Raw genomic sequence first — 18,694 nt, 5'->3', positions numbered from 1 at the left:
CTCACGGGACTGGGGAAACCAGGATCACGTTATCCCCCCTAACAATTATGGTGCCTAGCTGCCTGGTCTTGGCGTTCTTTATTTCTTCGGCATTTTCTAGAACAAGGTTCAAGTGGTAGTCATAGCTTTTTAGGAGCCCACGTATCTCTCTTCCACCCTTTAGCCTTACAAGCACGTTTTTGCCCAAAGATTCTGCTAGGATCGAGATTGTCCCCTCTTCCATCTGATACTCGCCTCACTAACAGCCCCCTAGGAACTTTATAAAGTTTTTCTTAGCACAAGTTACACTCAGGGACGCTGAGAGTTTTTGTACTCATTTATTAGTAGCGTGACTGCGTGTCTGACGAGTTCACTCATAGAGGAGTATTCTCCCCTTTTAACGAGTTCAAGCGCCCTATTATAGTCCTCAACGCTCAGGCGAAAATTAACCTTTACCAGGTCGCCTTCCTTGCTCATCATCTTATATATGATGTAGCGCTCTATTAAATATTTGCCACAAGGACGGGGTCTATGCTCATGCAAAGCTAAAGTTTAAAAAGTCCGTTTTTGTCTATGTTGAGAGGTGTTCACGTGTCAGCTAAAACCTCGTTCAAAATCGTAATATCCGACCCAAAGACTGGAAAAGCAGAACAAGTCGAGGTAAGCGGTGAACAAGCCCTGAGGCTGATTGGACACAAGATTGGAGACATAATAGACGGCGCGCTCGTAGGAAAGCCCGGAATCAAGCTCCGCATCACCGGTGGATCTGGAAGAGCTGGAGAGCCAATGAGGCCCGATATCCAGGGCGCCAGGAAAGGGTACTTCCTGCTCTCTGGCCCTCCAGGCTACTGGCCCAAAGAAAAGGGTGAACGCAGAAGGAGATTTGTCCGTGGAAATACAATATCGGAAGACATTGTACAGATAAACGCTGTAATCGTCTACGAGGAACAAGCAAAAGCCTCAAGCTAGATTGTTGTAGTTTAAGCCGGCTTTCTTCAAACCGCAATTGTTGTAAATAGTTTTATAAGTGCGGTCTACCTAGCCTTAAATATATGAGTAAAACACCTGATGAGACAGAAAAAACAGAAGAATTTCCGCTTCCCGACAACCAAACGACACTTCTCTGTATAATCCAGCAACTATTAGGATTTGATAGGGCACGTGTCTATTGCAGTGACGGTAAGATCAGGCTATGCAGGATACCTGGAAAATTCAAAAAACGCATGTGGATGAAGGTCGGCGACGTTGTACTTGTCGCTCCGTGGGATTTTCAGCCAGAGCGTGGCGACATAATTTATAGGTATACCTCTAACGAGCTACAAAAATTAGAGAAGAAGGGGCTTTTGAAGGAGCTGAAGGACCTTCTCGGATAGCCCTACTCTCTGAGACAGTTTTTAACTGTGTGGGCCAAGTCGGAAGCGAGGTCTCTCGGCACGCCCGAATACCTCTTGACTTCCGTTCCTTTCTTTATCACAACTACTGTCGGGAGACCTAGAACCTCAAACTTCTCGGCAATCTCCTTCTCTACGTCAACATTTACCCTGACAAAGCATACAGATCCATATTTCGCGAACAACTTGCTAACCTGTCTAAGTATCTCGTCAACAGCTTTGCATGGGACACACCAATCTGCATAAAAGTCTATAACAACTACTCTCATGTTTTGCAAGAGCTGTATCAAGACGTCGCCAGTCACGTCTACTAGCTGGTTGCATGCCTCAGACATACCTTATCCAAGGTGTCCCAGGCACTTAATTTATTTAGCGCAAGGCATTAAATAGAACAGAAAGATGGGTACATATCTAACTCCTCTGATAAGCCCTAAACATGTTGAATTGGACAAGCTTCAGGGAAGAATACTGGCCATAGACGCTTTCAACTCTATTTACCAGTTCCTGGCCCTCGTGCGAGACAAGTATGGGAGACCCCTAACAAACAGTAGAGGACAAGTTACCTCTCACTTGGTTGGACTAGTGTCCCGGTATTCTAGGCTTGTATACGAGTACAACATGCTCTTTATCTTCGTATTCGATGGGCCACCCCACCCATTAAAGAGAAAAGAGCTGGAAAGAAGGAAAACCCTGCGCGAAAAGGCTAGACAAGAATATCTTGAGCTTTTGAGGAAAGGCGACCTAGAAAAAGCTTTCTCTAAGGCAGTAGTCTCAGCCTCGATAGACGAATGGATAGTTGAAAGCTCAAAGAAGCTTTTGAGACTTATGGGCTTCCCAATTATACAGGCTCCCCATGACGCCGAGGCGCAGGCTGCCTTCCTGGTGAAAAGTGAGCAAGCGTGGGCTGTGGGCTCCATGGATTGGGACTCTCTCTTGTACGGTTCACCCAGACTTGTCCGGTACGTTACGCTTACAGGGTTCGAATGGCTACCTTCTAAGATGATGGCTCGAAAACTTATGCCAGAAATAGTCGAGCTCGAGGAGACGCTGAATATGCTTGGCATCACGCATCAGCAACTAGTTGATTTAGCTATCCTTGTCGGCACGGATTACAATGACGGGATTCCCGGGGTAGGACCTAAACGTGCACTCTACCTGATAAAAAAGTATGGATCCCTCGAAGGCTTGCCGCTAAATCTGAAGAAAATGCTCCCAAACAACTATAAGGAAATACGTGAACTCTTCTTGAATCCTCCTATAACCACGAGCTATGATATAATCTTTGGAGAGCTCGACGAGGAGGGGCTTAGAAAGTTTCTCGTAGACGAAAACGACTTTTCACATGAAAAAGTAGAAACATATCTTAAAAGGTTAAGAGAGGCGTTCCAGAGGCGAACTAGGACTCTAGATTATTTTTTATAATGGTGTTGCAGAGTCTATTATCATGTGGCATTCTTTAGGGACCTAGTAGAAGTAGCAGACAGGGTTACACAGGTAGCTAGTAGAAAAGAAAAGATACGCCTACTAGCAGAGTTTCTTGAAAAGCTGTCCCCAGAAGAAGTGCCCATCGCGGCAAGGTTCCTGGCCGGCGAGGTTTTCCCAGAATATGACACGAAGGAGCTCGGCGTGGGGTATTCTTCGCTTAAACAGGCATATAGTGTGGTGAGGCATGCATCTATCCTGCCGATAGCTGTACAGCCTTTAACAATTACTGAGGTTTATCGTACACTTGAGAGGATAGCTGGCGCTACTGGAGAGGGTAGCAAAAACAAGAAGATCAAGCTTTTGCAGTCTCTCCTTTCTAGGATGGAGCAAAGAGAAATAGACTTTCTGCTACGTGTACTGTTCGGCGAGGTCCGGATAGGTGCAAGCAAGGGCCTCCTGCTCGAGGCGGCCTCAAAGATTGCAAATGTGCCAATAAGCGACGTACTGCACGCATACATGGTTCTAAGCGATGTGGGTGACGTGCTATTAATGGCCCGAGAAAAGCCTTCAATGCTTGGAAGAGCAGAGCTGAATCTTTTCCATCCAGTCAAGCCCATGCTTGCAGATATGGCATACAGTGTGGAAGAGCTTTTCCAGGAGCATGGGGCTCCACTATACTTAGAGTACAAGTATGACGGTATACGCTTGCAGATACACATAGACTCAGGAAGGGTTGAGGTTTTTTCTAGGCGGCTGAACAGGATTACCGAGTTTGTGCCGGATGTTGTAGAAAAAGTCCTAGGAAACGTTAAGGCGGAGAAAGCTATTCTTGACGGCGAGGCCCTAGCTGTTGTCGACGGCAAACCTGTAGCTTTTCAGGATCTGCTGAAGAGGGTGAGACGGAAAAGAGAACGCGAAAAGTTTTTCCGCGAGCTTCCGTTCCAGCTCCATCTTTTCGACGTGATATATATCAATGGCAGGACGCTGGTTAAGGAAACCTATAGTTCGAGAAGGAGCATCTTGCAGGAAATAGTTACAAGCGACGAGCTACTTGCCAAGATGAAGATCGTATACGAGAAGGAGGAGGCCGAGAATTTCTATAAGGAGGCGCTGAGCGAAAACCATGAAGGCGTAATGTCGAAGCGTGCATCTTCATTTTACAAGCCTGGAATAAGGGGGAGCGACTGGCTTAAACTTAAGTCTTATGATACGATTGACTGCGTCATCATCGCGGCAGAATGGGGGCACGGCAGAAGAAGTGGATGGCTCAGCAACTATCATCTAGGCGTTCTAGATGAGGAAAGTGGAAAGTTTCTATCTGTAGGAAAAACATTCAAGGGGCTCAGCGACGCGGAGTTCGAAGAAATGACAAAGAAACTTTTACAGCTGAAGACCAGAGAGGAAGGCTACACTGTATATGTGAAGCCTGAAATAGTTGTGGAGGTCGACTATAGCGAGATACAGAGAAGCAAGCGATACCCCTCAGGCTTTGCGTTGCGTTTTGCACGTATCAGAAGGATACGCTTTGACAAAAGCCCCGATGAAGCCACAACGCTAGGCGAGCTTAGAAGAAGATATCTCCAGAAAATGCAGAATAAAGAACTGGATGAGGAGGAGGGATAGAGCATTGGCAAAGATAAGTATAGAGCCTATTGCCGACGAGAGCCTCGGAGTCAGATCAATGGCGCTCTATGCAGATATAGCGGGACTAAAGATTCTCTTCGATGCGTCTGTTTCTCTTGGCCCGGAAAGGTATGGCTTACCCCCGCATCCAGAAGAATTCAAAGCACTGGCTAAGCGCCGAGAAAAGATTCTAGAAAAAGCTCGACAAGCAGAAATAATCACAGTGTCACACTACCATCGTGACCATTATACACCGCCCTACCCATCTCTCTTTGAATGTACAGGTGGAAACGAGTACCTAGAAATATATTCTGGAAAAATACTCGTAGCTAAACATCCCTCTGAAAAGATAAATCCCAGTCAGAAAGAGAGAGCTAGAAAGTTCTTTAAAGCTATCGAAGGCAGAACCAATGAGATACACCTAGTAAACGATTCTCTCCTAAGCTTTGGAGATACTAAAATTGAAAGCTTCCTGGCCCCTCATGGAGAAAATCTAGGCTATGTGCTATGTTTTATCGTTTATTTTCAAGACAAAGCCGAGCTAGCCTTCTTGCCCGACGTGCAGGGTCCCTACAGCAACGATGTCCTAGAAAAGATAACAAAAATCAAACCCAGAATCGTAATAGTTGGAGGTCCCCCAACTTATCTCTCGGGGTCGAAAGTATCAAAGGATGCTGTGGACAGGGGGATGAGGAACCTCTCGAGGCTTTACGCCCAGCTCTCACAAGAAAGCAAAATCATTATTTCCCACCACCTTCTAAGAGATCCCGAATGGAGAGAAAAGCTTGAAAGCTATGGTATCCCTGGGAACAGCATAAAGACTTATAGCGACATTCTCGGGCTCCCATACACGGGTTTGGAGGCATACAGAAATTTCCTCTTCGAAAACAACCCGCCGCCAAGCAACTACAGAGAGATACTGGAGGCACTGAAAAAAGAACGCGCGAGATGTGATAAGCTCTTTGATTTCCTGGAAAAATAAAGACTTATTAACTCTGCATCTGCTATAGCAAACTCCTTGTTGTGAAAAATAGTGAAGGTGATAAGGTTGAGGGGAATAATAGTAACCGTGCTATCTAAATCCCCAGAAAAAGCACGTGAAATAGCGGGGAGCATTGCAAAACTCGAGGACAAAAACAAGGTTGAAATCTACTATAGAAAGCTTTCCCCAGACCTTCTCCTCTCTCTACTTGTACCCACAGACTACCCAGACAGCATACTCAACGCTGTTTCCACGGCTACTCTCTCTGATGTGATCATATTTTACGGCGACGAGCCGCTAAATTCATTTGATGGAGAACTCCTACTGTTGATGGGCATGCTCGAGAAGAAAAGCATAATTATAGGTGGAGACGAAAGAATTAAGAAACTTGCGTCAAGCGCCGGAGTCAAGAACGCCCTCTTCGTAGACAGCCCCCACGAGATCCGCTTTGAAGACTTAGCAGTAGATAAAAATGCGGGCTTCATCTATATCGACAGAGTTTTCCCGGTGAGGGGTGTCGGCACAGTGATGCTTGGATATGCCAAGACATCCATAAGAGCACATGACAAGTTTGTCTCTCTCCCTGCAAAAAAGGAAATAGAGATAAAAAGCATACAAGTTTTAGACGTTGACTTTGAAGAAGTGGGCTATGGGACAAGGGTAGGCCTAGCTATTAAGGGCGAGGAGTACGAAAGACTCAAAGAGACTTATTCGCTGGTAAGAGGCAACTTGACTGAAAAAATTGAAGGCAAGATCGTAAAGCTCCCCTGGTCCGTCGACCTCAAAAATGGCAATGAGTACCATATATACAGCGAAGGCTGCTATTCTACTGGAATAGTTGAGGTTGAAGGAGACGGCATCAGAGTACAGCTTAGGAAACCGTTGCCTGAGGCAAAGGAATACTTGATAGCAACGCCTAATACAAATGGGAAAATGTCACGGATAGTAGGCAAGATAACATTCTAACGCATGGCTAGTCAAGAAGCATTTCTAGGTACCATTCCGGATCGAATTCTTTTAGGTCTCTTATACCCTGCCCGACGCCGACAAAAATTATTGGCTTCCGTGTTATGTATACAATGGACAGGGCAGCACCTCCTTTAGTATCTGCATCAAACTTGGTGAGAATAGAGCCGTCGAATCCGACCTCGTTGTAAAATGTCTTGGCCTGCTCTACTGCATCGTTCCCTACAAGGGCATCTCCCACAAATATCTTTAGGTCTGGCTGAGATACTCTAACTATTTTCCTCATCTCGTCCATTAGATTCTTCTTTGTATGCATCCTGCCCGCAGTGTCGATCAAAACAACCTGAGACAAACCCTTTTCCCCGCGTTTCACAGCCTCATAGGCAACAGCGGCGGGGTCAGCATCATATCCCAGAGACACAAAGTCTGCACCAATTTTGGACGCCCAGTACTGTGCCTGCTCTATGGCACCTGCCCGAAAAGTGTCAGCCGCCGCTATGGTAACCCTATAGCCCTTTTCCTTGTATAGATTGGCCAGCTTGGCCACAGTAGTTGTTTTTCCGTGGCCATTTGGCCCTAGAAATACAATTGTGAAATAGCCTTTTTGTCGAATAGCCTCAGCAGTTCTCTGCCATATATCTATCTTCCCCGCCTGGGAGAAAAGGTCTTCGAGGAGCCTCCTGAACTCTTTAAGGATGATTTCCTTCTTGTTTTCTAGTCTGCCTACTTTTTTCCCAGAAATACGCTCGGAAAGATCCCTAAAAATAGACTCTGCAACTTCTAGGGCTACTCCTTCTTCGACAAGCTTCAATACATAGGTCGACGAAACCTCTTCTACAGCCTTGGGGTCAAGCTCCGTATAGGCAAGCTCCTCTACAAACGACTTTAAAACATTTTTCAGGCTAAAGCTCGGCATTAGAAACTACTCCCGGCAGGCTATTTTGTTGCCTTGATTATTCCTTCGATTTCTCTGATCCTAGACACGATTTTGTTCAAATCGTCTACTCTTTTTTGTATGAGCTGGTTCAGTTCTTCCTTTCTCTTGCTGAGGAAATCCAAAGTCTCCTCGAAGGTTTTCTCAACAAGTATGTCTCGCGCTATTGCCACTAGGAACTTCTCTTGCTTCTTCACATTTGCCCTGATATATATCCCTGAGGAAACCGGGACAAGTATCTCCTTTGAATCTTCCAAAGAATTTATATTTTTAAGAGCCGAAATAGCAGCTTCAACTTCGGCGACTAGGCTCTGTGCAAGGGTTATTTCCTTCTCGAGTTCTTCAGCTATTTGGGCCAGGTAACCGTATTCCTCGGCCAGCCTCTCCCTACTTATCTGTGACAATTATATTCACCTTAAAATATACGCGACAATCTTGTCTGCCTGTGCCAGATCCCTGACGTATTCGTCCTGAACCTCTTCTAGGGGAACCTCTCTAATACTTGCAATCTTTATGTGGTTTCTAGTGAGCTTGTGTCTCGACCCCAAGATACTGTATACTTTTTCTTTTGCTTCGTCCTCGCTTAGCCCCCTTACGTAGATCCTAAACTTCCTTTGTTCGCCGAGCCTTAGACGCATTGTTCCCGAAACTTCAAATGTTTTCACTGAACCCATAACGACCCTCAGAAAAAATGTAACAAGATTTATAGTTTTTTTGCTTCAACGCGGCCAAAACTTCCTCACAAAGCATTTGTCAGAAAAATGGTGGACCGGCCGGGATTCGAACCCGGGACCACCGCCGTTCTCGGAACCCCAACTTTCATGGTCCTTGCAAAGGCGGCATCCTCCCACTAGACGACCGGCCCCCTTTGTTTAGAATACTTGAGATTTTTAAAAGTTTTTGCGCTGAGCTCCATCGCTTTTCTTTCCAGTCATTGTTTTTTGTATAGGAGAGATAACTTTCAGGATTATTTTCGGAAGCAATTTCATGTTTTTGTTACAAACCTATTACGGGGTTCATATGGTCAACAAAGGAAGTGACACTTTTTTGATTAGCGGAGGAGATTCCCTAGTTAGGGTGGAAAACACTATGAAGAACCTAGTCTTGTTTGTTGGTAGTGATGAGGACTCAAAGAAGCTCCTCGAAGACATTAAGATTTGGGGGGCACACGACAAGATAAAGATTGTAGATGTAAGTGTAAATGGGTTAAGGGGCTGGCTTCTAGTAGAATATGGGTCTACAAAGACACCATTACTCGTCACTAACAATACGATTCTCTCGGGCTACGAGGAAATTAGGAATTACATTAAGGCCTCTTTCTCAAACCAGTAGATCGTGGAAAAAGATAAATTATAATCCTTTTTCTGTTTCTAGATGAGCCATGGATAGTGCATTTGCTGCCATTGACAATGTTCGCAAGGCGTTGCTTTCGAGCTTCCTAGTGTTTTATGGCTTCTACGTGTTTGTCCTTTTGGTTTTATTCTTCTTCACAATGGGGCCCAAAGCTCTCATGAATGTCTTTACCTTGCAACACGTGGTCAATGCTATAATCTGGATTTTACCTGCATACGTAGCAAACGGGTCGCCCGTAGTCATTGGAAAATTTTTCTTGTCAAAAAACATAAAGAGACACCCAATAGATTTTAACAAGCGTTTCTTTGACGGTAGGGAAATATTCGGCAAGAACAAGACATTTGAAGGATTCCTCGGCGGACTGGCCGCTGGCTGTCTCGCCTCCCTTATACTACAATACATGGGTCTTCACGACTTAGCCCTAGGGAGTTTGCTGGCGCTGGGAGCTTTGCTGGGGGATTTGGTCGGCGCCTTCATAAAACGTAGAATAGGAATAAAGCCGGGGGATCCCGCGTGGATACTTGACCAGGTGGACTTCCTAATAGGATCCTTCATTTTACAGTTTATCTTCTTCGGAGACCTAGACATGGGCCTCGCATTCATTGCCATGGTTATAACGCCTCTCATACATATCTTAACGAATTTCGCCGCTTATCTTCTAAAGCTAAAAAATGTTCCATGGTAAAGGGCTATTCTCTTCTCAAAGAAGTGTGTTGCCCGTTATAGATATCCGATAAATTTAACCGTTTGAAGATTTCTCGATAAACAGTGAATCTATGACAAGCATCGTTGAGCTCAGCGAGCTAATGAAAAAATACACACAAGAGTTCTCTGACGCAGTCTCGAGAAAAAACTACGACGCGGCAATCTCCCTTGCACTTATGGTGCTAGAAAAACTCGTCACGATAGCGAGAAACGAGGTCTTAGGGGTGATAATTGACCCTACTGTACGTTCATTGGCAGACAACTATATTTCGGGGTATGAAAAGACACTCTCATACACAAAGGGTGTCCTCGAGGGGCTGAAATACGTGAGCCCCCTCTATGCCTACGGGGAAAAAGAACAGCTAGTCCAGCTCCTGGCGAGCTCTGTTTCAGAACTATTCTCATTCATAATGGGGGCTTTGATAGTCGTTGCTTCTCTTTCTCCGCCCACACACGAGGAGAGATTTGGAGTAGTTTAGGACTCCAGGAAACACACATTGCTATATAACGTCTTTTGGACGCCTTATTTCAACTATCTCTACCTCCATGCCTGGGAGAATACCCAGCTTCTCTCTAACTTCTTTAGGTATGGTGAACTGTCTAGAGTCTGTGAACCGTGTCTTAAGCAACCTCACAAAAACAGTTACAGATTGATCGCCCCTGCGTAGGACTATTTCCGCATATTCAAGGGTCTGAATTCCCAGGGCTCGTACAAGCTGAGCAGGGATCAATACCTGATTGTTGGAATAGACTTTAACCTTGTAAGGCAAAGTCGTTATGCTGAGTCCCCGTGCTCCCCTTCTACCCCTTGAAATCATTTATCATCACCATTTAAAATAAGAATTTTCATAGATTAAAATTTTTTGATTAAGCCACCCAAAAATTCAAAACCACGAAACGGTACATGTCTCGATACTGCCTCATGACACACAATAAGCCATTTCACAATAGCAACCGTGGCATCTGCTAGAAAAACTTTTAAAGAGGGGTCGTCTGAAAGCCACTTGAGGGCATGTGATAGCTAAAACTGATATTGAGAAAAAAGTAAAGAGCCTTTTTAAGGATGCCGAGATAGACGTCAAAGTTGACGGAAAAGGTGTTAAGCTAGCGATAGAGGGAGTAGGCGAAGAACTCAACACGTTGTTCGTCAAGCTTGGCGACCTCGTCTCTGGCATAGCGAAGCTTACTGGCGCAAAAGACGCAGATGTCATAGTGAGCATACAAGGAGCCGCGTACGGTGTAGAAGTAGAGATTTACTAAGTCCGGTTGAAGTTGAATAGAGAACATATTTCCTTGATGTTTAAAGACATTCAGCAGTTTTCTTTCTAAGATGCTCTATTCTAGACTGCATAGCCTTAACAATTCCGGGTTCTGATACGGTTTCCCGGTCAATGGGTCCAAGTTCCTTTATGCATTTGCCTGAAACGCACGCCAGCATGAGGGCCCAGAGCCTTGCCACAACTTCGGGCTGGTAGCCTCCCCCTCCAGTCATAAGTATAGGTATTCCCTTAGATGCATACCTCGAAAGCATCAACGAGAAAGCGTAGTATGAATTATCAGTCAATCTGAGGCCTACAAGGGGGTCTCCTTTATACGCGTCGCCCCCCGCCTGAACAATAATGAAGTCGGGATGATACCTTTCAAGTATTTCGTCGATAAAAGCTAAAACGAGCCTGAATACGTCGTCCCCACTTGGGAAAGGCATTGGAAGATTAATGTTTCTACATTGGCCCTCTCCCTCGCCTAGCTCATCTATCCATCCTGTCCCCGGATAAAATCCATAGCCGTAGCCATGGCTACTAATTTTTAGAATTGCATCCCTATAGAGTATCTCTTGTGTCCCATCGCCATGGTGAGCGTCGATATCCACTATTGCTATTCGTTGCACTCCATTTCGCGACAAATGTCTCGCGGCGATAGCAATGTCGTTAAAAACGCAGAAACCGCCGGCAGACGATCTCCTGGCATGATGAAAACCTCCCTGAGGATTGAAGCCTATCCCCCCTCTTTCTCTCAGAAAATCTGCAAGCATAAAAGTACCTGAAACCGCCAGCAAGGCTTTCTCGTATACCCCTGGGAAAGCCGGAGTGTCTCCATAGTCGAGAAGACCGACACCGATTCTAGACACCTCTCTGACAAACGAGACATATTTCTCATCATGTGCAAGAAGCAATACATCTTCTTGAATAGGTCTAACCTCTACAATCCTAAGAGGCAACATGCTCTGAAGAAGCGGCAAAAATCTATCATAGAAAACTCTCCGGGAGCCTGTCCACCTATCCTTCAAAGAGGGAGGAGTAAAAGATATATCTCGATATTCTTTGTGCCAGGCTACCAATATTTCCATGCCTATGATTTATATTCCCTCTTATTAAAAACATTTTTATCCCACATATCTTTAAGTAGCTTGACGAGAAATGGAAAGAGAGTTTTACGAAGTCCGTTGGCTTGGACGTGGAGGACAAGGAGTAGTCACAAGCAGTGAACTTCTCGCCCTCGCCGCCCTAAAAGAGGGTAAACACGTTTACCATGCTCCCGAATTTGGGCCGGAACGCCGGGGAGCTCCTGTGAGAGCCTACACTAGGATAGGGAACGTCCCTTTAGAACTGCACTCCGGCATATACGAGCCCGACATAGTTGTCGTGATAGACCCCTCAATGCAGAACGAGCCCTTCATATTTGCTGGGCTCAAGAAAAACGGGACACTAGTAATAAATGCGAAGACTCCTAGCGAAAAGGTTCTAGAAAATGTGAAGAACCTTGGATTAAATCTGTGGATTGTGGACGCCTACAAGATAGCAATGGAGGTATTTGGGCGCCCATTCTATAATACGCCTATGCTCGGAGCACTAGTAAAGGCAAGCAACATTGTTAATCTAGACTCTGTTCTCTCAGCCGTCTCTGAGCGGTTCTCCAAGGACAGCAAAATTGCACAGCTAAATGTTCTCGCAATTAAAAGAGCTTATGAGGAGGTGAAGAAATATGAGTAAGAGCACACCATTTGTCTTGAAAACCTGGAAAGAAATGCCAATTGGAGGCATAATTTCGGAGCCCAAGACGAGCCTATACAATAAGACTGGTAACTGGCGCGCGTTAAAGCCCGTCCTTAACAAGGACAAATGTATAAGATGCCTGCTTTGCTGGACCCACTGCCCCGAGCCTGCGATCATTAGACTTGATGACGACTATGTATCGATAGACTATGACTACTGTAAGGGATGTGGGATATGTGCGAATGTTTGCCCCGTACACGCAATTGAAATGGTGATGGAGGAATGATGGGAAAACGTGTCGGAATGAATGGGGACAGGGCTGTAGCATTTGCCGCTAAACAGGCAAAGGTCGACGTGATCTCCGCTTACCCAATAACCCCCCAGACAATAATTGTCGAGACACTCGCCGAGTATGTGAACAATGGTGAACTTGATGCCGCTTTTATCCCAGTGGAGAGTGAGCACAGTGCTCTATCGGCTGCTATCGGTGCCTCACTGGCTGGGGCAAGAGTATTCACGGCAACGAGTAGCCAGGGACTTGCACTAATGTGGGAAATCCTCTGGATAGCCGCTGGTCTAAGAGCGCCGATAGTCATGGCAATGGGCAACCGCGCGCTCTCGCCCAACATTAATATCCACTGTAGCCACGACGACGCCTATGCTGCACGCGACACGGGATGGCTTCAATTATTCGCTGAAAACGTCCAGGAAGCATACGACCTAACACTGTTGGCTTTCAAAATTGCCGAGGACCACCGCGTCCTACTACCCACAATAGTCAACCTAGACGGATTCATACTTACGCACGCCGCAGAGGGGCTCTACGTCCTAGACGACAAAGATGTTGACAGCTTCCTTCCGCCGCGGAAGCCAGTAAACCCAATAGACCCAGATAACCCAAAGACCTATGGGCCACTCGACTTTACCGACTGGTACATGGAGCACAGAAAAATCTGGTACGACACGTATCCAAATGTACCACAGGTAATTAAGGAGGCCTTCGCCGAATATGAGAAACTCACCGGGAGAAGATATGTCCAGATAAAGACCTTCAACGCCGAGGACGCCGACAAAGCCATAGTTATTCTAGGCTCGTCCGCAGGCACCGCAAGGTATGCGGCTAGGAAACTAAAAGAAAAAGGACAAAACATGGCCGTTATAAGTCTGACGCAGTACAGGCCATTCCCAAGAAAAGAGCTAAGAACCATACTTGAAAAATTCGACGTGGTAGCGGTCCTCGACAGGAGCCTAAGTTTTGGAAGCCCTGGAAACCAGCTCTTCATGGATGTCGCCACATCCCTGTACAACGCGAAAAAGAAGCCTCTTCTAGTTAACGTCGTCTATGGTCTCGGCGGCAGAGACTTTACTCCACGCCACGTGGAGCAGGTGTACCAGTTAATGGAGGAGGTACAAAAGAGGGGTGAAGCTCCCGAAGAGCCTGTTTGGGTAGGATTAAGGGAGGCATGAGGTGATGTATGTGAGCGTAAAGGCAACACCAATTAAAAGCCTGAAAGAACTGCCACGCACAGAACAGTTTGCGCCCGGACACCGTCTATGCGCGGGTTGCGGAATACCGCAAGTAGTCAGGTTTGCATTAAAGGCTGTCCCAGACCCCAAGGTAGTCGTCAACGCCACTGGATGCCTAGAGGTTGCAACAACTATTTTCCCATACACTAGCTGGGGCGTGCCCTGGGTGCACGTAGCATTTGAAAACGCCGCCGCAGTTGCAAGCGGGATTGAGGCTGCCTTCAGGGTTCTCTCCAAGAAGTACGGAACAAAGAAGCCGAAGATCATCGTATTTGGTGGCGACGGAGGAACATTTGATATCGGTTTCCAGGCTCTTAGCGGTGCACTAGAGAGGGGACACGACTTGATCTATATCTGCTATGACAACGAGGCATACATGAACACTGGTATCCAGCGGAGCGGAGCCACGCCGAAAGGTGCAAGCACCACCACGAGTCCAGCCGGCAAGGCTGTTCCCGGAAAAATGGAGAGAAAGAAAAACCTGATAGAAATAGCCATTGCGCATGGAATTAAGTATGCGGCCACTATGAACCCGGCCTTCCCGATAGACATGTACAACAAGATTGTAAAAGCCGCAAATACCCCTGGTCCAACCGTGCTACACTACTTTACTCCTTGTCCAACTGGATGGTACTTTGACCCGTCGAGAAGCATTGAGATCGCTAGACTGGCAGTGCAGACCCGCATCTGGCCACTCTACGAGTATGAAGACGGCAAGATCAGGATAACCGTGCCCGTGAAGGATCCTAAGCCAGTGGAAGACTACTTTAAGCTTCAAGGTAGGTTTAGGCACCTGCTTGAACCCGAGAACAAGTGGTTGCTAGACGAGATTAAGCGGGACATAGAGGAGAACTGGAACAGGCTCCTAAAGCTCGCAGAACAGAAGTAGGGCTTCCCCAGGCTACACCTGTAAACTACCCGATAAACATTATCTTTTTTTATTTAGAGTGGCAATTCATTTCTGAAGTTTACATGCATGATTACGAGCTGGGCGCAGTCTACAAGTCGATGTGCCCTAACTGTGGCGGAGACATCAGCGACCACCGTTTAGCCAGCAAGACCCCCTGTAGGGTATGTTTACCAGAAGACAAGCTATCCGAGCTAAAAAATACAGCAACTGGGAAGAAACATAGAGGAAAAAATGTCGACGACTTCCTTGCACATCTAGAACAGGTAATCCGGCTACTTGAGGCTCAGGGGACAAAGAAAGAACTGGAAAAGTTTTACAATGTGGAAAAGAAGTTGCTGGAGTTTGGAGAGTTTTTCTCCCAGGCACTAGGTAGCAGACCCTGGAGTGCCCAGAGGACTTGGGCTAGGAGGGTTTTCCTCGGAAAAAGCTTCGTGATTCTTGCACCTACGGGTGTTGGTAAGACTGTTTTCGGCATTCTCACCGCCTTGTTTCTCTCAAAGGAAAAAAGAAAATCTTACCTTATTTTGCCTACCTCTGCTTTGGCGTCTCAAGTATACGAGAAGGCTAGAGCCTTCGCGTCAAAACTCGGCCTGGACCCGGAGAGCATCGTTATATATCATGGTAGTCTCTCGAAGAACCATAAAGAAGAAGTCATTGAGAAGATTCGAAGCGGAGGATACTCCGTCCTCATCACAACGTCCCAGTTTTTGGCCAGGAATTTTGACAAGCTGGAGGGTCAAAAATTTGACTTTGTATTTGTCGACGACGTGGACAGCATAATAAAGTCTTCAAAAAACATTGACAAGCTACTCGTTCTGCTCGGTTTTTCCCGGGAAGACATTGACCTTGCTTTAAGGACTATAAGAGAAACCTCGAGACTAACTCGCCTACTGCGGAATGGTAATGTATCTGACGAGGACAGGTTGCAGGTCGAAAAGTTGCGTGAAAAACTAAGGGAAAACCTGTCTAAGAGTGAACACGGGGTTTTAGTCGTGTCAACGGCGACCGGGAGACCCCGTGGGACAAGGATTAGGCTCTTCAGGGAACTTTTAGGATTTGAAATTGGTGCTCGAGGAGAGTTCCTAAGAAACATTGTTGACACTTATACCATTGTTGCTAACAAAGACATTGTCGAAAAAGCTGTAGAACTAGTGTCAGAACTTGGGGGAGGGGGTCTCGTCTTTGTTCCTATAGGGACCCAGGAAGACTTTGTCCTTCGTCTCGCTGGAGAGTTTGAAAAGTCTGGCATAAGAGCCAAAGTGCTGTATGGCAAGCACAAAGACAAAAACGCCATAAAAGAGTTTGAGGCGGGAAACGTTGACGTCTTGATTGGGACCGCTAGCTACTACGGGACGCTTGTAAGGGGCCTTGACCTTCCACATGTCGTGAAGTATGTGCTCTTCGTGGGCGTGCCACACTTCAAGTTTTCATTGGATCTAGGCGATATCACCCCGCTGCGCCTTGTCCAGATCGCTTCTAATGTCAGAAATATAGCTACAAAAGAAGATCAAGCCTCCCTGGACCGACTAATCCTATACCTGCGAGAGGCCCTACAAAACATGGAGCCTGGAGAATACATGGCTTTCACTAATTGTATAAAGGATAATTCCTGTACCGGAAAACTGGCAAGGGTCGCGGAGAGAATCGACTTGTTGAAAAGAATAGTCGGGAAGTATCTTTCCTCCCTTGAATACCTGGACAGGCTCTCGAAAGAGACTTCCCTCATGATAGTGAAAGACGGAGAAACATTAAAGCTTCTGTTGCCAGACGTCATGACATATATACAGGCTTCTGGCAGAGCTTCACGTCTCTACGCCAGGGGTGTTTCAAAGGGACTCTCAATAGTCATATGCAACGACGAAATGTTCTTTGAAAAATTCAAAAAATTCACCAGTTTCTATGAGATTGAGTGGAAGCCTCTAGAAGAAATCAACCTGGAACAATTAATGAGGGAAATATCCCACGAAAGACAGGTTATTAGGGAAATAATGGAGGGAAAGATCCCTGCAGAGCTAAAAACAGACCTAGTAAAATCTGCCCTAATAATTGTAGAGTCGCCGACAAAGGCAAAAACCATAGCTAACTTCTTTGGCAAGCCCAGCCGAAGAAGGCTTGGACCCCTCATAGCCTACGAGGTGTCCTATTCTGGATACATAATGAACATCGTGGCCACACAGGGCCACATATTTGACCTAACCACCCAACTGTACAGCTACGACTCTGCCAGGGATTTCTACGGCGTCCTCGTAATAAGACGAGACTCGAAACTAAGGTTTGCACCCGTCTTTACCACGATCAAGAGGTGCTTGAGGTGTGGGGAACAGTTCACCGATCCGCCTCTCCAGAAAATCTCCCTCCACGGCTCTGTGCCAAACACCCCGGTAAAGCCTGGTATAGTGGTCTGCCCGAAATGTGGCAGTGACAAGATCTTTGACAAAGCAGAGGTCATCAGGGCGCTACGTGAGCTGGCAATGGAGGTAGAAGAGGTCCTTATAGCCACAGACCCCGACACCGAGGGAGAAAAAATCGGCTGGGACGTCTACCTATCACTTGCCCCCTATGTGCGCAAAGTGAAACGCATAGAGTTCCACGAGGTTACCCGCAAAGCGTTCGAAGAGGCCTTGAACAATCCGAGAGAAATAGACCAGAACCTTGTTCATGCACAGTATGTACGGAGGATAGAAGACAGATGGCTAGGATTCGCCCTAAGCAAGGCGCTTCAAAAACAGTACGGGTTAGCATGGCTTTCTGCGGGCCGCGTACAGACCCCGGTGCTCGGATGGGTCATCTCAAACTATGAAGAATCACTAAAAAGCAAAAAGTATGTCTTCTGGCTCACATTGAAGAGCATCGACAATACAGGCAAGCTCCAGCTACTCGTTGACACAGTACGCCTCGACGGCAAAACCCCACGCACAGTCGCAAGCGAAATGCAAGGCGCAAAAGTGGTTCTCAAGGAAGTACAACGCTCAGAGAAAACAGTCAATCCCCCACCTCCATTTACAACAGACACATTGCTCCGCGAGGCAAACACAGTCCTAAGACTCGACGTAGACAAAACAATGAGGCTGGCACAGGACCTCTTCGAAAGCGGTCTCATCACCTATCACAGAACCGACAGCACGAGAGTATCCGACGTGGGCCTAGCAGTCGCCAAGAGCTACATCTCTGAGAAGATTTCTCCTTCAAGCTTTGTCCCGAGGAGGTGGGGCGAGGGGGGCGCCCATGAATGCATACGTCCCACCCGTCCCCTAGACGTCGACGGACTTATGCAGATACTACGCCAAGGCGTCCTACAGCTACAGATAACCTTGACCCGTGACCACATCCGTCTCTACGACCTGATTTTTAGAAGGTTTATAGCGAGCCAGATGCCTCCAGCAAAAGTCCTAGAAGTAACGGTAAAGGCGTCTGGCCCATACTTCGAGAAAGACCTGGCATTCATCAAGGAAGTCCTAGAAGAGGGGTTCACCAAAGTCTTGCCCCTAAGAACTGGGATTACAAGTCAAGAGGGAGAATACATTATCGAGGACGTCGCCTACAAGAAAGTTGCAACAGTGCCTCTCTATACCCAGGCAGACATCATCAGGCTTATGAAGGAGAGAAACATTGGCAGACCATCCACGTATTCTAAAATCGTCAAGACCCTCCTCGACAGAAACTACGTGTTCGTGGTCAAGGGCGGAAAGCTGGTTCCAAGTAGCCTGGGCAGGCAGGTCTACCAGTACCTCTCAGAGATGTTCGGCGACGTTATAAGCGAGAAGAAGACCGCAGAAGTCCTGGCAAAAATGGACCTCGTAGAAAACGGCGACGCCGACTACATAGATGTCCTAAACGAGTTCTACAACGAGGTACACGAGAAGATATGCTCGAAAGTCCAGGAAGCATGTCCCCCACATTAACATG

23 protein-coding genes and 1 tRNA gene are annotated in these 18,694 nt (G+C 46.6%); 15 read left to right on the top strand and 9 right to left on the bottom strand.

Annotated features, from left to right (window positions below; genetic code table 11):
• Position 1: 1 nt before the first annotated feature.
• Complete coding sequence (locus QXT17_RS05130; RefSeq protein ID WP_020962302.1) at positions 2 to 223, bottom strand: LSm family protein; 222 nt, start codon at positions 221 to 223, stop codon at positions 2 to 4.
• Between the two features lie 65 nt (positions 224 to 288).
• Complete coding sequence (locus tag QXT17_RS05125; protein WP_020962303.1) at positions 289 to 459, bottom strand: ribbon-helix-helix domain-containing protein; 171 nt, start codon at positions 457 to 459, stop codon at positions 289 to 291.
• A 111-nt stretch (positions 460 to 570) separates the two neighbouring features.
• Between QXT17_RS05125 and QXT17_RS05120 the strand changes: the two genes are divergently transcribed.
• Both QXT17_RS05120 and QXT17_RS05115 read left to right on the top strand, forming a co-directional pair.
• Complete coding sequence (locus tag QXT17_RS05120; RefSeq protein WP_020962304.1) at positions 571 to 948, top strand: 30S ribosomal protein S6e; 378 nt, start codon at positions 571 to 573, stop codon at positions 946 to 948.
• Positions 949 to 1,031: 83 nt separating this feature from the next.
• Positions 1,032 to 1,352, top strand: a complete 321-nt coding sequence (locus QXT17_RS05115) for a translation initiation factor aIF-1A (protein ID WP_020962305.1) — start codon at positions 1,032 to 1,034, stop codon at positions 1,350 to 1,352.
• A gap of 2 nt (positions 1,353 to 1,354) precedes the next feature.
• On the opposite strand, the gene QXT17_RS05110 is transcribed toward QXT17_RS05115, so the two are convergent.
• Positions 1,355 to 1,705, bottom strand: a complete 351-nt coding sequence (locus tag QXT17_RS05110; RefSeq protein ID WP_020962306.1) for a co-chaperone YbbN — start codon at positions 1,703 to 1,705, stop codon at positions 1,355 to 1,357.
• Between the two features lie 64 nt (positions 1,706 to 1,769).
• Between QXT17_RS05110 and fen the strand changes: the two genes are divergently transcribed.
• From fen to QXT17_RS05090, 4 genes are all read left to right on the top strand, one after another.
• Entirely contained in the window at positions 1,770 to 2,792 is a 1,023-nt protein-coding gene (fen, locus tag QXT17_RS05105; protein ID WP_020962307.1) for a flap endonuclease-1, read from the top strand.
• Positions 2,793 to 2,816: 24 nt separating this feature from the next.
• A complete protein-coding gene (locus QXT17_RS05100) occupies positions 2,817 to 4,418 on the top strand; it encodes an ATP-dependent DNA ligase (protein ID WP_020962308.1) in 1,602 nt (533 codons plus the stop codon).
• Complete coding sequence (locus QXT17_RS05095; RefSeq protein ID WP_020962309.1) at positions 4,402 to 5,400, top strand: MBL fold metallo-hydrolase; 999 nt, start codon at positions 4,402 to 4,404, stop codon at positions 5,398 to 5,400. The genes QXT17_RS05100 and QXT17_RS05095 overlap by 17 nt, the downstream gene beginning before the upstream one ends.
• A gap of 66 nt (positions 5,401 to 5,466) precedes the next feature.
• Positions 5,467 to 6,366 carry a hypothetical protein gene (locus QXT17_RS05090; protein ID WP_148684702.1) on the top strand — a complete coding sequence of 300 codons (900 nt, stop codon included), beginning with the start codon at positions 5,467 to 5,469 and terminating at the stop codon, positions 6,364 to 6,366.
• A gap of 7 nt (positions 6,367 to 6,373) precedes the next feature.
• On the opposite strand, the gene ftsY is transcribed toward QXT17_RS05090, so the two are convergent.
• The 4 genes from ftsY to QXT17_RS05070 form a co-directional block, all read right to left on the bottom strand.
• The gene (ftsY, locus tag QXT17_RS05085) at positions 6,374 to 7,282 is read right to left on the bottom strand and encodes a signal recognition particle-docking protein FtsY (RefSeq protein ID WP_020962311.1); all 909 of its coding nucleotides are present in this window, start codon (positions 7,280 to 7,282) and stop codon (positions 6,374 to 6,376) included.
• A gap of 20 nt (positions 7,283 to 7,302) precedes the next feature.
• Positions 7,303 to 7,704, bottom strand: coding sequence for a prefoldin subunit alpha (gene pfdA, locus QXT17_RS05080; protein WP_020962312.1), 402 nt, complete (start codon positions 7,702 to 7,704; stop codon positions 7,303 to 7,305).
• Positions 7,705 to 7,710: 6 nt separating this feature from the next.
• On the bottom strand, positions 7,711 to 7,974 hold the full coding sequence (gene rpl18a / locus QXT17_RS05075; RefSeq protein ID WP_052887180.1) for a 50S ribosomal protein L18Ae: 264 nt from the start codon (positions 7,972 to 7,974) through the stop codon (positions 7,711 to 7,713).
• 88 nt (positions 7,975 to 8,062) lie between these two features.
• Positions 8,063 to 8,165 (bottom strand) — tRNA-Ala (locus QXT17_RS05070).
• Between the two features lie 224 nt (positions 8,166 to 8,389).
• Between QXT17_RS05070 and QXT17_RS05065 the strand changes: the two genes are divergently transcribed.
• The 3 genes from QXT17_RS05065 to QXT17_RS05055 all read left to right on the top strand — a co-directional run bounded on the left by QXT17_RS05065 (position 8,390) and on the right by QXT17_RS05055 (position 9,837).
• Positions 8,390 to 8,632 carry a hypothetical protein gene (locus QXT17_RS05065; protein WP_148682012.1) on the top strand — a complete coding sequence of 81 codons (243 nt, stop codon included), beginning with the start codon at positions 8,390 to 8,392 and terminating at the stop codon, positions 8,630 to 8,632.
• A 49-nt stretch (positions 8,633 to 8,681) separates the two neighbouring features.
• Entirely contained in the window at positions 8,682 to 9,338 is a 657-nt protein-coding gene (locus QXT17_RS05060) for a CDP-2,3-bis-(O-geranylgeranyl)-sn-glycerol synthase (RefSeq protein ID WP_020962315.1), read from the top strand.
• 91 nt (positions 9,339 to 9,429) lie between these two features.
• Positions 9,430 to 9,837, top strand: coding sequence for a hypothetical protein (locus QXT17_RS05055; protein WP_342783197.1), 408 nt, complete (start codon positions 9,430 to 9,432; stop codon positions 9,835 to 9,837).
• A 21-nt stretch (positions 9,838 to 9,858) separates the two neighbouring features.
• Here the strand turns inward: QXT17_RS05055 and QXT17_RS05050 are convergent, their stop codons facing one another.
• On the bottom strand, positions 9,859 to 10,176 hold the full coding sequence (locus QXT17_RS05050; RefSeq protein WP_020962317.1) for an AbrB/MazE/SpoVT family DNA-binding domain-containing protein: 318 nt from the start codon (positions 10,174 to 10,176) through the stop codon (positions 9,859 to 9,861).
• 196 nt (positions 10,177 to 10,372) lie between these two features.
• Between QXT17_RS05050 and QXT17_RS05045 the strand changes: the two genes are divergently transcribed.
• The gene (locus tag QXT17_RS05045; RefSeq protein WP_020962318.1) at positions 10,373 to 10,618 is read left to right on the top strand and encodes a hypothetical protein; all 246 of its coding nucleotides are present in this window, start codon (positions 10,373 to 10,375) and stop codon (positions 10,616 to 10,618) included.
• 40 nt (positions 10,619 to 10,658) lie between these two features.
• Here QXT17_RS05045 and QXT17_RS05040 read toward each other — a convergent pair whose 3' ends face one another.
• Positions 10,659 to 11,705, bottom strand: coding sequence for a hypothetical protein (locus QXT17_RS05040; RefSeq protein ID WP_020962319.1), 1,047 nt, complete (start codon positions 11,703 to 11,705; stop codon positions 10,659 to 10,661).
• A gap of 70 nt (positions 11,706 to 11,775) precedes the next feature.
• On the opposite strand from QXT17_RS05040, the gene QXT17_RS05035 reads away from it, so the two are divergent.
• The 5 genes from QXT17_RS05035 to rgy all read left to right on the top strand — a co-directional run bounded on the left by QXT17_RS05035 (position 11,776) and on the right by rgy (position 18,690).
• On the top strand, positions 11,776 to 12,348 hold the full coding sequence (locus QXT17_RS05035; RefSeq protein ID WP_342783198.1) for a 2-oxoacid:acceptor oxidoreductase family protein: 573 nt from the start codon (positions 11,776 to 11,778) through the stop codon (positions 12,346 to 12,348).
• Positions 12,341 to 12,637 (top strand): pyruvate synthase subunit PorD, encoded by a 297-nt coding sequence (gene porD, locus QXT17_RS05030; protein WP_020962321.1) that lies wholly within the window; start codon positions 12,341 to 12,343, stop codon positions 12,635 to 12,637. The genes QXT17_RS05035 and porD overlap by 8 nt, the downstream gene beginning before the upstream one ends.
• Entirely contained in the window at positions 12,634 to 13,818 is a 1,185-nt protein-coding gene (locus QXT17_RS05025) for a transketolase C-terminal domain-containing protein (protein WP_020962322.1), read from the top strand. Before porD ends, QXT17_RS05025 begins: the two co-directional genes overlap by 4 nt.
• Before the next feature lie 4 nt (positions 13,819 to 13,822).
• A complete protein-coding gene (locus tag QXT17_RS05020; RefSeq protein ID WP_020962323.1) occupies positions 13,823 to 14,767 on the top strand; it encodes a thiamine pyrophosphate-dependent enzyme in 945 nt (314 codons plus the stop codon).
• Positions 14,768 to 14,850: 83 nt separating this feature from the next.
• Positions 14,851 to 18,690 carry a reverse gyrase gene (rgy, locus tag QXT17_RS05015; RefSeq protein WP_020962324.1) on the top strand — a complete coding sequence of 1,280 codons (3,840 nt, stop codon included), beginning with the start codon at positions 14,851 to 14,853 and terminating at the stop codon, positions 18,688 to 18,690.
• Positions 18,691 to 18,694: the final 4 nt, after the last annotated feature.

This window comes from Thermofilum sp. (assembly GCF_038871435.1).
GTDB classification, from domain to species: domain Archaea; phylum Thermoproteota; class Thermoprotei; order Thermofilales; family Thermofilaceae; genus Thermofilum; species Thermofilum adornatum.
Note: the sequence above shows the minus strand (reverse complement) of the source record. Positions and strands in the feature narration are given on the sequence as shown.

Bases quoted from the DNA above. Each gene is read 5' to 3' on its own strand.
- QXT17_RS05130 (WP_020962302.1), bottom strand. From the start codon at position 223: ATGGAAGAGGGGACAATCTCGATCCTAGCAGAATCTTTGGGCAAAAAC.
- QXT17_RS05125 (WP_020962303.1), bottom strand. From the start codon at position 459: ATGATGAGCAAGGAAGGCGACCTGGTAAAGGTTAATTTTCGCCTGAGC.
- QXT17_RS05115 (WP_020962305.1), top strand. From the start codon at position 1,032: ATGAGTAAAACACCTGATGAGACAGAAAAAACAGAAGAATTTCCGCTT.
- QXT17_RS05110 (WP_020962306.1), bottom strand. From the start codon at position 1,705: ATGTCTGAGGCATGCAACCAGCTAGTAGACGTGACTGGCGACGTCTTG.
- fen (WP_020962307.1), top strand. From the start codon at position 1,770: ATGGGTACATATCTAACTCCTCTGATAAGCCCTAAACATGTTGAATTG.
- QXT17_RS05095 (WP_020962309.1), top strand. From the start codon at position 4,402: ATGAGGAGGAGGGATAGAGCATTGGCAAAGATAAGTATAGAGCCTATT.
- ftsY (WP_020962311.1), bottom strand. From the start codon at position 7,282: ATGCCGAGCTTTAGCCTGAAAAATGTTTTAAAGTCGTTTGTAGAGGAG.
- rpl18a (WP_052887180.1), bottom strand. From the start codon at position 7,974: ATGGGTTCAGTGAAAACATTTGAAGTTTCGGGAACAATGCGTCTAAGG.
- QXT17_RS05065 (WP_148682012.1), top strand. From the start codon at position 8,390: ATGAAGAACCTAGTCTTGTTTGTTGGTAGTGATGAGGACTCAAAGAAG.
- QXT17_RS05060 (WP_020962315.1), top strand. From the start codon at position 8,682: ATGGATAGTGCATTTGCTGCCATTGACAATGTTCGCAAGGCGTTGCTT.
- QXT17_RS05055 (WP_342783197.1), top strand. From the start codon at position 9,430: ATGACAAGCATCGTTGAGCTCAGCGAGCTAATGAAAAAATACACACAA.
- QXT17_RS05050 (WP_020962317.1), bottom strand. From the start codon at position 10,176: ATGATTTCAAGGGGTAGAAGGGGAGCACGGGGACTCAGCATAACGACT.
- QXT17_RS05040 (WP_020962319.1), bottom strand. From the start codon at position 11,705: ATGGAAATATTGGTAGCCTGGCACAAAGAATATCGAGATATATCTTTT.
- QXT17_RS05035 (WP_342783198.1), top strand. From the start codon at position 11,776: ATGGAAAGAGAGTTTTACGAAGTCCGTTGGCTTGGACGTGGAGGACAA.
- porD (WP_020962321.1), top strand. From the start codon at position 12,341: ATGAGTAAGAGCACACCATTTGTCTTGAAAACCTGGAAAGAAATGCCA.
- QXT17_RS05025 (WP_020962322.1), top strand. From the start codon at position 12,634: ATGATGGGAAAACGTGTCGGAATGAATGGGGACAGGGCTGTAGCATTT.
- QXT17_RS05020 (WP_020962323.1), top strand. From the start codon at position 13,823: ATGTATGTGAGCGTAAAGGCAACACCAATTAAAAGCCTGAAAGAACTG.
- rgy (WP_020962324.1), top strand. From the start codon at position 14,851: ATGCATGATTACGAGCTGGGCGCAGTCTACAAGTCGATGTGCCCTAAC.